The sequence below is a fragment of the Gluconobacter roseus genome, from assembly GCF_046058915.1.
GTDB lineage: Bacteria > Pseudomonadota > Alphaproteobacteria > Acetobacterales > Acetobacteraceae > Gluconobacter > Gluconobacter roseus_A.
Map to the genome: position 1 here is coordinate 1,236,142 of NZ_CP175538.1, position 13,330 is coordinate 1,249,471.

The 13,330-nt window shown below is 59.7% G+C and carries 5 protein-coding genes and 2 pseudogenes; 1 reads left to right on the forward strand and 6 read right to left on the reverse strand.

Going from position 1 to position 13,330, the window contains the following annotated elements; all coding sequences use genetic code 11:
• Nucleotides 1-17: 17 nt before the first annotated feature.
• From ACJ2A4_RS05790 to ACJ2A4_RS05805, 4 genes and pseudogenes are all read right to left on the reverse strand, one after another.
• Nucleotides 18-395 (reverse strand): annotated as a pseudogene (locus ACJ2A4_RS05790) (transposase); the annotation flags it as partial.
• A gap of 173 nt (nt 396-568) precedes the next feature.
• On the reverse strand, nt 569-1,087 hold the full coding sequence (locus tag ACJ2A4_RS05795) for a glycoside hydrolase domain-containing protein (protein ID WP_408873980.1): 519 nt from the start codon (nt 1,085-1,087) through the stop codon (nt 569-571).
• Nucleotides 987-2,852, reverse strand: a complete 1,866-nt coding sequence (locus ACJ2A4_RS05800; protein ID WP_408873981.1) for a GH92 family glycosyl hydrolase — start codon at nt 2,850-2,852, stop codon at nt 987-989. The genes ACJ2A4_RS05795 and ACJ2A4_RS05800 overlap by 101 nt, the downstream gene beginning before the upstream one ends.
• Before the next feature lie 63 nt (nt 2,853-2,915).
• Nucleotides 2,916-6,260: a GH92 family glycosyl hydrolase gene (locus tag ACJ2A4_RS05805; protein WP_408873982.1), complete on the reverse strand. Its 3,345-nt coding sequence runs from the start codon at nt 6,258-6,260 to the stop codon at nt 2,916-2,918.
• A gap of 548 nt (nt 6,261-6,808) precedes the next feature.
• Here ACJ2A4_RS05805 and ACJ2A4_RS05810 point away from each other — a divergent pair.
• Nucleotides 6,809-9,850 (forward strand): TonB-dependent receptor domain-containing protein, encoded by a 3,042-nt coding sequence (locus ACJ2A4_RS05810; RefSeq protein WP_408873983.1) that lies wholly within the window; start codon nt 6,809-6,811, stop codon nt 9,848-9,850.
• Nucleotides 9,851-10,015: 165 nt separating this feature from the next.
• Here the strand turns inward: ACJ2A4_RS05810 and metF are convergent, their stop codons facing one another.
• Nucleotides 10,016-10,897, reverse strand: coding sequence for a methylenetetrahydrofolate reductase [NAD(P)H] (metF, locus tag ACJ2A4_RS05815; protein ID WP_408873984.1), 882 nt, complete (start codon nt 10,895-10,897; stop codon nt 10,016-10,018).
• Nucleotides 10,898-10,990: 93 nt separating this feature from the next.
• Nucleotides 10,991-13,289, reverse strand: a pseudogene (gene metE, locus ACJ2A4_RS05820) (5-methyltetrahydropteroyltriglutamate--homocysteine S-methyltransferase).
• Between the last annotated feature and the right edge of the window lie 41 nt (nt 13,290-13,330).

The following is a 13,330-nucleotide window of genomic DNA, read 5'->3' on the forward strand; positions in this document are numbered from 1 at the left end:
AGGACACATAATCGGACCATGACGAGTGCAGCGAGACAGATGGCTGAGACGAAGATGGTCGGGCCTCTGTCTAGTTTGTGGCGACCCGCCGCCAGTCCCTGAGCCTTCCGAACATAATCTCGATGCGCTTGCGGCGTTTATATTCCCGCCTGTCATAGCTGACCGGTTCTGCGCAGGATTTCCGTCCGGGAATGCTGGGTCTGATTCCTTTTTCCTCCAGGGCGTCCCTGAACCAGTCAGCGCCATAACCCCGGTCTTTCAGCATCCATTGTGCTGCAGGAAGACTGTTCCAGCAGGGCAGTGGCACCGGTATCATCACTGATCGGTCCCGCTATCATAAAGACGCTCAACGTTCGTCCGTTCTGATCGGCAACGGCAGGCAGCTTCGTGTTCACAAAAATGATACCGCTCAGCACGCAGCAGTCATCAACGCGGCCTCTGCCGTGGCTCTCTGGGAAAAGAGCTACAGGCGCCTCACAGAGCCTGCATCAGATCACCACAATCAAATCAATAAGGCCTGAGCCTAGTGTAGATCGCACCAACCATGAGAACGCGGGGCTTCGATTTTTCAGCGGGAAGGTTGTTCCTGCATCACAAAGCGTAGCTCCCCACCTGCAATGACGCTCTTCTGCGAAAGAAAGGGCGTCTCAAGCGGTCGGCCATTCAGCGTGACGGACCCGATATAAGGGTGCTGCGCATCGAGATGCTCGGCGATCACTGTAAACGTATGGTTGTTGCCAAGGTGAATCACAGCCTTCGGAACAAACGGACGTCCAATGGCATATTCCCCGCTCGCCGGTGTGACGGGATAGAAGCCCAGCGCCGTGAAAATATACCAGGCTGACATCTGACCAAGATCATCATTGCCGGCCAGACCGTCCGAGCGGACAGCATACTGCATCTGCATGATCTGTGTCAGACGCTGCTGCGTCTTCCGGGGCGCACCAGCATAATCATAAAGATATGCGACATGATGGTCCGGCTCGTTACCGTGGGCATACCATCCGATCAGGCCGCTGATATCTTCGACATTTTTGAAAATCGCAGGATCCACTTTCGCATCGAAAAGCGTATCGATCTTCGCCATAAACGGCGCCCTGCCCCCCCATGACAGAGATCAGTCCCGGAATATCCTGCGGGACGTACCAGGAATACTGCCAGGCATTGCCTTCCGTATAATCGCTGCCATAGGCGGCCGAGGCCGGATCAAACGGCATCCGGAACTGCCCGTCACTTTTGCGCGCCCGCATGAAGCCCGATTTCGGGTCCCAGACATTCCGCCAGTTATGGGACCGCCGCTCGAACTCACCGGCAATATCCGCATGTCTCATGGCACGGGCCATTCGTGACAGCGCCCAGTCGTCATAGGCATATTCAAGGGTCTTTGAGGCGCCCTCGGCTTCTTTATCAATCGGCACGTAACCGATCTTCATGTAGTCGGCGAGATCACCATAGGACGCGTAAGTGGCACTGTGCACCATGGTCTTGAGCGCTGCTTCGGCATCAAAGCCCCGCACACCCGCAAGATACGCATCGGCAATCATGGGCACCGCGTGATACCCGGTCATGCACCAGGTCTCGAGCCCCTGATAGGACCAGACCGGCAGCAGCCCGAACGGACTGTTCTCCGCCGCTGCCACCAGAGACTGGACGAATTGCGAGCTCAGATCAGGCCGCAGAAGCGCCAGCAGAGGCTGCTGCGCGCGATAGACGTCCCATGTCGACCAGGTTGAATAGAAATCGAACCCTTTCGCCTTGTGCACTTCATAATCCGGCCCGCGATACTCGCCATTGGCATCCATGCTCAGCGTCGGCGCCAGCATCACATGGTACAGCGCCGTATAGAACTGCGTCCGCTGATCGGCCGTGCCGTCCACATCCATGATCGAAAGCGCGCTTTTCCAGGCTTCCTGTGCCTTCGCACGCTGCGCATCAAAATCCCAGCCCTGACCTTCACGATCAAGATTATCGACCGCATTTGCTTCACTGACCGGCGAGATCGCTGTCTTCACCATCAGAGGCGCATCAGGCTTACCGAAGTCAAAGACCGCCTCAAGTGCACGACCGTTCTGCGCATCCTGATCCACACCCCGATTGCCCGGACCTTTGAATCCCTTGTACGGAACATCCGTCTCACGATTATAGAGCGTCCGGCCCACCATCGGCCGCGAGAACCGCATGGCAAAACACAGCACCCGCCCGGGCGCCCATCCACGCGTCATGCGGCACCCCGACACAGTGCCGTCAGCCGCAACATGCAGCCGCGCCCAGCTGACCTTACCGGGATAGTCATAGATACTCGGCCGCAGATCGAGCAGCAGATGCGCAGGCTTACCCTTCGGAAACGCATAGCGATGCCAGCCCACACGCTGACCCGCCGTCAGCTCGGCCCGCACACCATAATCATCGAGCGTAACCGCATAATATCCCGGATGCTCCACTTCAGTCGCATGACGGAAACGCGACCGATACCCGCTGCCCGGCACCGCTGCATCCCCCGGCTCCAGCCGTACGTCTCCCGAAATTGGCATGACCAGCACATCGCCCAGATCGGAATGGCCCGCGCCGGAAAAATGCGTGTGCGAGAAGCCCAGAATGGTCGGATCGTCATACTGATACCCGGCAGCCCAGGGATAGGAATGTCTGAAATCCTTCATATCCGTATCGGGTGAGACCTGAACCATCCCGAAAGGCATCGTCGCCCCCGGAAAAGTATGCCCCGCTCCCCCGGTCCCGATCCTCGGATCAACCGCAGACACGGCTCCGTCATCAGCCCGGACCGGATGCAGCCCCCCTCCCGTCAGGAGAACCGAACCCGCAACACTTAGAACGCACAGGAAATAATGCTTCATTGAAACGACCTGACCAGAACCATGAGAAATCGAAAAAACCGTAATGAGAAAAAACCGGCCCGCCTAGCGCTGCTGGCCCGCACCATGCCCGAGAAGTTCGAACTCACCGATCTCGCCTCCCTGCCCGCCATGCGGAACCCAGCGATAGAAGCGATGCGGAGATCCATCCGCCAGCAGGAACGGCCGGACCTGATGCTTCCAGGCAAAATGCTCTCCGCGCCGCCGGCCGATCACGTCCCAGTGTACGCCATCGTCAGAAGCCAGCACCTCCCATGAGGACGGAGCCCGTGCCACTGCATCGCCAGATGTTACGGTATAGGCCAGCGCCCGTGTCGCAACAGGCAGTTCAACCGACAACCCCGTCGCCGGGATCATGGCCTTCGTCATCGCATCATTATCGAATGCCGCAGCCGGCCCCGTGACCCGCGCACCCGCAATGTCCATCAGATCAGCCGCCGGGTCGGGCTGCTCCTGCCCATTTGTCAGCGACGGCAACGCAGCTGCTTCGTCAGCGCCCCATTGTGAGGGACGCGGCCCCATGGTGAAGCGCAGCTCCCCGCCCGCATCAATGTCCTTCTGCGAAATCCACCAGCGCGTCAGAGGACGACCATTGAACGTCACGGACTGGATATAGCGGTTTTCGTCGCTCACACCGGGTGCGCGGATCGTCAGCGTTCTGCCACCCTCAACAGACAGTCGCATCGTCTCAAAACGCGGTGCTCCGATCGCATAGGTCGGCGTTCCCATCCGCAGCGGGTAGAACCCGGCCGCACTGAACACCCACCAGGCCGACATCTCGCCATTATCCTCATCGCCCGGATAGCCCTGCCCGATCGTCGATCCACGATAGAGCCGGTTCATGACATCACGGATCTTGTCCTGCGCGTTCCAGGGCTCCCCGGCATAATCATACATGTAAAGAATATGATGGGCCGGCTGGTTACTGTGACTGTACTGCCCCATCCGGATGTCGTGCATTTCCCGCATCTCGTGGATGACGCCGCCATAGTCGCCAACATGATAGTCCCCCGGCGTTGCGAAATACGCATCGAGCTTCCGGGCCAGCCCCTCCCGTCCGCCATACAGACTGGCAAGCCCGCGCCCGTCCTGCACGGGATCGAACGCCATCGTCCAGGCGTTCGTCTCTGTATAATCCCCACCCCAGGCCAGCGGATCGAAGTCCTTCTTCGCCACACGCCATGACCCGTCCGGCCGACGCCCCACGAAGAACCCGACATCCCGGTCAAAAAGCCGAACGTAATCGAGCGCCCGGTTATGCAGATACCAGGCCTCCGCCGCAAAATCCGCGCGTGCCGCTGAACTGCCCGATGCGGTCGCCGCAAGATCAGACGCCATCTCGCCTAGCGCGAAATCATTCAGCGTCGCCGCATTCGACCAGGACAGTGCCTCATCCGTATCGGTATCCGTAAAGCCACGATAGGCCGAGCGGGCCAGCCCCTTGCGGCCCACACCCGGATCATCCGGAACCACCGTCGCATCTTTCAGAGCCGCGCGGTAAAAGCCAGTCGCATCAAAATTGCGCACGCCCTTGCGCCAGGCATCCGCGAAAGCCACATCCGCGCTCGTTCCCGTCATGAGATCAGCATAGCCGGGCGATGACCAGCGCGCGATCCAACCTCCTTCCCGGTACTGCTGCACGAAGCCATCGATCAGGGTGCCGGCTTCTCCGGGTGTCAGCAGCGCATAAGCCGGCCAGGCCGCACGATACGTGTCCCAGAAGCCGTTATTGACGTAGAGCCTGCCCGGCACGATCCGCGCCCCGGTCCGTGTGTCCGTATTCGCGCCAGTTGGCGTCACGAACGGGCTTGCATGCGCAAATCGTGGTGCTTCAGCCGTCCCGATATTTTCATGCGCCTCATTGGGATACAGATAGAGACGATACAGATTGCCATAGAGCGTCCGCTGTTCGTCCTCCGGCGCGCCCGGGATCGAAACATGTCCGAGACGACTGTTCCAGGCCTCTTTCGCAGCCTGCGCCACCGCATCGAACGTCATGCCCGGCGGCAGTTCCATGGCCAGATTGCGTTTCGCCTGTTCAAGACTGATGAGCGATGTCGCAATCCGGACCTCGACGGGCTTCCCGTCATGCGTATCAAACGATGCCCAGGCTTCCACATCGTCACGCTTCTGACCCGTCAGCCGCCCCTGTGCTTTTGCAGGGCGGTCAAACGCCAGCGTGACAAACATCCGCGTCGCGCCCGTGGACAGCCCGCTGGCCACATCCGTATAGCCCGCCGCACTCCGCCCGTCAGGTGCAATGACCAGATGCCCGTGATCATTGATGTTATCGAAAACAAGCTGCCCTTCCGCCCCCGGATAGCGAAAGCGCATGATCGCGGCATGATCGGTCGGCGCCATCTCCGCCACGATCCCATTGGCGAGCGTCACGGCATAGCGGTAGGGAAGCGCCGTTTCATGCTCATGATCGAACGCCACGCTCCGCGCCGTCCGGTCTGCTGACGGCACGTCACCGCCGGGGACCGGCATGATCTGGAACGTCTGACGGTCCCCCATCCAGGGGCTGGGCTCGTGACTGAGCGACAGGGCCTCAAGGCGTGGGAGGTTATCCGCGCCGTTACGCTCCTGATACTGATAGAGCCAGTTGGAATCGCCACGTGTAACCGGCGTCCAGAAATTGAAACCATGCGGTATCGCAACAGCCGGAAAGTTGTTCCCGCGCGAATACCGGCCATTCGCATTCGTGCCACGCCTTGTATCCACCCAGTCCACCGGACTGCGCGCCTGCGTCTCCCCGCTGTCCCTGATCGCCACGTCATCAAGATAGACATGATACGGCCCACCGCCCGGCGCATCCGACCGGATTTCAATCGCCGACACCGTCCTGCCCGCAGCGATGGCTCCGAGCGGCACCTGAACGCGGTTCCACTGATTGGGATAGAGCGCGCGCCCATTCCCCTGCCCGCGCCCGGTCAGCGACGCTCCCGAAAGATCCCGCACACCCAGAGCTGACGCCCGGCTTCCATCGGAAAAGACAATATCAAGCGTGGTAAATGTTGCCGGATCGGTCAGAGACCGCGGATCGGAAACCGGAAAGATCAGATAGCTGAAAACACCGTGGGCACCGACCCTGAGCGGACGCACGCCTGAGGGATGCGCAATAACCGCGGAAACCGCCCTGCCCGTTACATCGAAACGAAGGGCATCCCGTCCCGTGAAGCCACTGCCGGGATGCGCCGTCAGCACTTCGTCTTTCTGCGGCCCGCCCCCGAATGACAGGTGCCATCCAGCTCCGGCCTGACCGGCCCGACCCTGCGACAGATCAAACACACCGGACACATTAGACTGACTTAAGGCGGGGGTTACGGAAAGAGACTGTGCAACCAGAGAGAATGCGATCACCCGCCCAAGACCTGCGAATCTTTTCATGTCATCCGTTCACTTCGCCCGATGCATCAGAACAATACATATTGCACAAAATCAGCAGACCATTTTTATTCTACAATAAATTCCTGCCGACAAGCCCGCGAAAGACGTGGCACAGCCGCTTCCTGCAGGTCCGTCTTATTCTATCGCCAAAGGAAAACCGTCAGGGCGCATCCCGAAACCGAACCGGAACAAACGCACCCACAAGAAAACCACCAAAAAAAGACCATAAATGCCACCATGAGATTCAGTAATATTGCCTTATATTGTAGTTTTACTTTAATTTTATGCGATCATTATAGCTTGTATTTACACAATATACGTACAGACATAATGACAATTCCGCCCTTCCAGAAACAGGCCGTGTTACCGTAAGTGGAAATAATTTTCCCCTCTTGCATGAAACCACATGTTGCAGATCTGTCACAACTTATACCTTAAGTTAATCTGCCGTAACATAAACAGACGATTCCAGCTTGCGTATCCGCATCATACTGTTTCGATTAAGCATCTTACGCTTCAAAGCGGTTTTCGGAGTTACTTTTATGCGAATGGGAAGGCGTTTCCGTTTTGGCGCCACGCTGTGCAGCGCTACCATCCTTGGCACTGTCGTCACGCCGACGATGATCCTCAAGGCTCACGCTGCGGATACGGATGCAACAACAGCTAGCAAAACGAAAAAAACAGTCAAAAAGACCGCAAGCGCACCTGCCGCTGCACCGGCTCCCGCTGCAGCCAGCGCACGACATAGCGGAAACGCTGAAGTCCTGCGGTCTGCCCGCCGGAGCAGCTCCGAGCCCAGAAGCGGTTCAGAGAACATCATCGTCACCGGCTCGCTGATTCACGACCCGAACCTGCACAGCGCCTCCCCGATGACGCAGCTCACACGGCAGGATCTGCAGCAGCGCGGCATCAAGACGGTCACCGACGCGCTCCAGCAGCTCTCATCGAATGGCGCCGGCAACCTGACATCCGCTTTCAGTGCGAACGGTGCCTTCGCGGCCGGTGCTTCCGCGCCGTCCCTGCGCGGCCTTTCGACTGACTCGACGCTCGTCCTGATGGACGGCCAGCGCCTGTCCTATTACCCGCTGTCCGATGACGGCGAACGTAACTTTGTTGACACACAGTGGATGCCGTCCTCCATCATGGAACGCACGGACGTTCTTCAGGACGGCGGATCGGCAACGTACGGCGCTGATGCCGTTGCTGGCGTGGTGAACATGGTGACACGCCGGCAGATCAAGGGCGTGGAAGCCAATGCGGAAGGCGGCCTGAGCCAGCGTGGCGATACCGGTCACCAGCGGCTCTATGCCACATTCGGCCATGGCGACCTCGATCGTGACGGCTACAACGTCTACATCAACTCCGAATACCAGCAGGATGACGCGCTGTATAACCGCCAGCTCGGCTATCCGTATAATTCCGGTGACCTGACCGGACTTGGCGGCGGCAACGGAAATTACAACGTCGCTTCAAACGGTGCGATCAACAATTTTGTAGCCACACCGAACGCGATTGTCCGCCCGGTCAACAGCAGCGGTGCGGCAACCGGACCGTGGCAGCTGCTCAACCCCTCCGCAGGCTGCTCCGCAACCGGTGGTGGCGGTCTCGTGTCTGGCACCGTGAATGGTGGCGTTGGTAACAACAACCAGGCCTGCACCATGAACAGCAAGCGTTACGGAATGGTCGTCCCTTCCGTGCGACGCATCAGCGCAAGCGCACATTTCATCGCGAATGTGACCCCGCGCTCGCAGTTCACGACGATGTTCAACTACGCACAGACGGATACGTACGAGCTTTCGCACAACCCGTATCCTGTCCAGACGTCCAACCAGAACAAATCCGTCAGCCTGATCGGCATCCAGCTTCCTGCGGTTCTGCCCAACGGACAGCTGAACCCCAACGACCCCTTCGCTGCCCAGGGCCAGAACGCCAACATCTACGGCACCTTCGGCAACAATGTTCCCGGAAACACCCAGTTCAGCCAGACCTTCCGTGGATCCGCCCGCTATAGCGGATGGGAACCGTCGAAATGGGGCAGTGACTGGAAGTACGATGTCAACTTCGTTGGCATGAACACGCTTCTGGACCAGACCTATACCGGCTATCCCAATGTTTACGCCCTGCAGGACGCGGTCAATGACGGTACGTACAACTTCGTAAATCCGTCGCAGACGCCGGCTTCGGTTGTCAACTCGATCTTCCCGAACATCACGACCCATTCGCGTTCGCAGGAATATTCCGGTGAAATGACGGCCAGCAAGGGTCTGTTCCGCCTGCCGGGCGGCATGACCACGCTTGCCATCGGCGGCAACGTGCGCTGGGAAGCCCTGAACGATCCCAACGCGAACCCGACGATCAACAATGTTGCAGCCACGCAGCTTTATGCGGGCATTAACCCGTTCAACGCGCAGGGCAGCCGCTGGGTCGAGTCCGGCTTCTTCGAAGTCGCCCTGCCCTTCCACAAGATGTTTGATGCCGATATTTCCGGCCGTTACGACAACTACTCGACCGGAAACCGTCACTTCTCGCCGAAGGTCGGCGTGAACTTCCGTCCGACAGACTCCCTGACGATGCGCGGAACCTTCTCCCGCGGCTTCCGTATTCCGAGTTTCGCGGAAACGGGCGGCTCCAACGTCGGCTACACGAACTACACCATCAAGAATGCCGACTGGATCGCCGAACATAATGGCGATGCCTACACGAACGCCTACAGCCTCGGCGTCAATTCGAGCGGCAACAAGAACCTCAAGCCGGAAATCTCGACCAACGTCACGGGCGGTATGGTTTTCCACCCGACGAACTGGGTCAGCCTGAGCGTCGATTATTACTACATCGAAAAGCAGCGCTACATCACGGCCAACCCGATCCAGGCCGGCGACGTCGCGGAAGCCTATATCGCGAATGGCGGCTCCTACTCGGCGCCTGGTGTCACGGTTACTCCGGATACCGTCGATCCGCAGGATCCGAGCGCTTCCGTCCGTCCGGGCATCATCAATATCGGTTACATCAACGCCAACAAGCTCGTGACGGATGGTGTTGACGCTGAATTCTCCGCACGTCACCGCCTGCCGGGTCCGCTGCACGACGTGATGTGGTTCAGTCACGGACAGTTCACCTATGTCCGCAACTTCAACCTGACCCTCCCGAATGGCAGCGTTCAGCACTACGCCGGTACGATCGGTCCGTGGGAAGCAGTGTCTGCATCGGGTACGCCGCGCTGGAGAGCCAACTGGGCCAACACCTTCACCTGGAAGTCGCTTTCGGTTACGCCGACGGTCTACTACACCAGCGGCTACAAGACGGTGTCCGAAGACTACCAGGCCGGTCTCGGCTGCGGACAGTCCCTCGCACAGGTCAATAACAGCTTCGCTCCCAACCAGTGCCACGTGAAGAATTGGTGGGATGTCGATCTGACGCTGTCCTATCAGGTCAACAAGCGCCTGAACGTCTATGCGAACGTCTACAACCTGCTCGGCTTCAGAGCACCGTATGACTACGCAACCTACGGGTCCTATCTGTACAACTCTTCCTGGGCCCAGAAGGGGATCATCATGCGCTCCTTCCAGTTCGGTGCAACGCTCACCCTCTGAAGGACCAGTTTCCCCAAGGGTCACACACCCCGCAGGAACAACAAAAATGGGATGGCATTTCGATGCCATCCCATTTTTTATGCACGTTTTCCTGACACATCCCTGCCGCAGGTTCCGCATCATCACATGTCCGGAACAGCTAGCGAGCTCTTCCTGCTCAGACGTTCATCCCACGGCGTCGAGACCCAGAAGCCGGCATAGCGCAATCCCCGGTTCTGCACGGTTCAGGGTATAGAGGTGAAAGCTCTCGACCCCATGACGCTGCAACTCCCGGCACATCATGGCGGCCAATGCCGTCGTGACCTGCGAACATACTTCCGGCTGATCTTCCAGATCTGTGACCTGTCTTAACAGCCAGTCCGGAATATGCGCCCCGCACATCCCCGCAAATTTCCGCGCCTGCGCCACATTGCCGATCGGTAAAATCCCTGGAACGATCTCCGCCGTGATCCCCGCCGCCGCAGCCTTGTCCCGGAAGCGGAGAAACGCTTCGGGCGTAAAGAAGAACTGCGTGATGGCACGCATGGCCCCGGCATCCAGCTTGCGACGCAGATTGTCCAGATCCGCCTGCGCACTCAGCGCTTCCGGGTGGATTTCCGGATAGGCTGCTACCGAAATCTCGAACGGCGCCACATCCCGCAACCCCCGCACAAGCTCCGTCGCCGAGCGATACCCTTCCGGATGCGGCACGAAACCCGCTTCCATATCTGGCGCATCCCCCCGAAGCGCCACGATATGCCGCACCCCGGCGTTCCAGTACGCCCGCGCCACATCATCAACATCCTGACGCGATGCTCCAACACAGGTCAGATGCCCCGCAACCGGAACCCCCGTCCGCTGCCCCAGACGCTCGGCCGTCCGGATGCTCCTGTCCCGCGTTGACCCTCCCGCCCCGTAAGTGACGGACATGAACCCGGGCCCATAGGCCGCAAGCCGGCTGGCCGTGTTCTCCAGCGCCTCCGCGGCAGCCGGCGTCTTGGGTGGAAAGAACTCAAACGAGACCCTGGGCTTGCACAACGGCGCCAGCTTTGAAAAATCGGCAGACATATCACTCTCGGACAGGGCTGAAGGACGAGGAAACACCGGATCGAAAAGGAGACGGCACAGGCCGCCCCCTTCCTTCTCCGGAACGAAGGAAAATCAGGCCGCAGCCTCGGCCCGGAGCAGACGGGCCGCTTCCACCATGTTGGCAATCGCAGGCTCGACTTCCGGCCATTTGCGGGTCTTGAGACCACAATCCGGATTAACCCAGATCTGCCGGTCTTCCAGACGCTCACGCGCCGCACGCAACAGGGCCACCATTTCCTCAACGGTCGGAACGCGCGGGGAATGAATGTCGTAAACCCCCGGACCGATTTCGGCCGGATAGGCGTCCTGCACGAATGCATTCGAGCAGTTCCATCTTCGAACGTGCCGTCTCGATGGAAATGACATCCGCATCCATCGCCGCAATGGCGACAATGATGTCGTTGAATTCCGAATAGCACATATGGGTGTGGATCTGCGTGCGATCCGCGACCCCAGACGCTGTCAGACGGAAGCTTTCGACGGCCCAGTCCAGATAGGTCTTCCAGTCCCTGCGACGCAGCGGCAGACCCTCCCGCAGGGCGGCCTCGTCGATCTGGATCATCGCCGCACCGGCCGCTTCCAGATCCTGCACCTCGTCACGGATGGCGAGCGCGATCTGACGGCATGTCGCTGCCCGCGACTGGTCATCACGAACGAAAGACCAGTTGAGGATCGTGACAGGCCCCGTCAGCATGCCCTTCATCGGACGCTCTGTCAGGGACTGCGCATAACGCCACCATTCGACCGTCATCGGGCGCGGACGTGACACATCACCGAAAATGATCGGCGGGCGGACATAACGCGACCCATAGGACTGCACCCAGGCATGCTTCGTGAACACGAAACCCGAAAGCTGCTCACCGAAATACTGCACCATGTCATTGCGCTCGAATTCGCCATGCACCAGCGCATCCAGCCCGACCTCTTCCTGCCAGCGCACGGCCTTGCAGGTCTGCTCCCGCAGAAACGCCGTATAGTCTGCTTCCGGCAACTCGCCCCTGGCATTGGCAGCACGCGCAGCGCGGACTTCCGGTGTCTGGGGGAACGATCCGATGGTCGTCGTCGGGAACAGCGGCAGGTCCAGCCGGGCCTGCTGTTCATCACGACGTTGGGCAAACGGCGCATTCCGGCGGCTCTGTTCCGGCGTCACGGCCATCAGACGGGTCTGCACCGCCAGATCATGAATGCGCGGCGAACTGCGACGCAGACTGGCCGCCCGGTCGGACGCCTCCAGCACGTCACGAACAGCATCGCGTCCCTGCTCAAGCGCCGTCGCCAGCGTGCGCAGTTCCGCAATTTTCTGCACGGCAAAAGCCAGCCACTGCCCGATTTCCGGGTCCAGATCCGTCTCGCGTGCAAGATCGATCGGCACATGCAACAGCGAGCATGACGGTGCCAGCACAAGATTGCTCCGCGCCCGGAAGACCGGCTCAAGCCCGTCCAGCAGACGACTGAGATCGGCACGCCAGACATTGCGACCATCCACAACCCCGAGCGACAGCAGAAGCTCCGGCCGTACCTTGCCCAGCACATCGGCCAGCTGTTCCGGGGCCCGGATTAGATCCAGATGCAGCCCATGCACCGGCAGCGACAGCGCGGTGTCGAGATTGTCATCCAGCGCACCGAAATAGGGCGTCAGCATGATCTTCACGGACGGAACAGCGGCCGTCAGCGTCGCATAGGCCGTGCGGAACGCTGCCCGCGCCGCATCATCCAGATCCAGCGCCAGCCCCGGCTCATCGAACTGTACCCAGTCCGCACCTTCCGCCACCAGCTGTTCCAGAACCTGCTGATAGACCGGCAGCACCCGCTCCAGAAGCCCGAGCGGACTCACCTCTTGGTCGCCACGGATCTTGGCCAGAAGCAGATAGGTCACAGGCCCGAGCAGCACCGGCCGCGTCTGAAACCCAAGCGCCTTGGCCTCACGGTATTCGTCAACAACCTTCGTCGTGGACAGGCGGAATGTCTGGTCCGCCGTCAGATCCGGCACGAGATAATGATAGTTCGTATCGAACCACTTCGTCATTTCCCCCGCAGTCACACCATGTGCACAGCATCCCTGGGACCCGCGGGCCATCGCGAAATAGGTGACCGGGTCAACCGTCCCGCCTTTCCAGCTATAGGCCTCGGGCACGGCACCCAGCATGGCGGACGTATCCAGGACATGATCGTAGAGCGAGAAATCGTTCGACGGCACGATATCCGCGCCATGCTCCTTCTGGCTGGTCCAGTTGACCCTGCGCAGAGTGGATGCGGTCGACAGAAGCGCGTCGAGGTCCGAACGACCCGACCAGTAGCTTTCCAGTGCGGACTTGAGTTCACGACGCAGACCGATGCGCGGAAATCCGAGTGAGGCGACACTGACGCCCATGATGACATTACTCCCAAATCACTGGCCGAAGCCGTTTTGGG

Bases quoted from the DNA above. Each gene is read 5' to 3' on its own strand.
- ACJ2A4_RS05810 (WP_408873983.1), top strand. From the start codon at position 6,809: ATGGGAAGGCGTTTCCGTTTTGGCGCCACGCTGTGCAGCGCTACCATC.
- ACJ2A4_RS05795 (WP_408873980.1), bottom strand. From the start codon at position 1,087: ATGGCGAAGATCGATACGCTTTTCGATGCGAAAGTGGATCCTGCGATT.
- ACJ2A4_RS05805 (WP_408873982.1), bottom strand. From the start codon at position 6,260: ATGAAAAGATTCGCAGGTCTTGGGCGGGTGATCGCATTCTCTCTGGTT.
- ACJ2A4_RS05800 (WP_408873981.1), bottom strand. From the start codon at position 2,852: ATGAAGCATTATTTCCTGTGCGTTCTAAGTGTTGCGGGTTCGGTTCTC.
- metF (WP_408873984.1), bottom strand. From the start codon at position 10,897: ATGTCTGCCGATTTTTCAAAGCTGGCGCCGTTGTGCAAGCCCAGGGTC.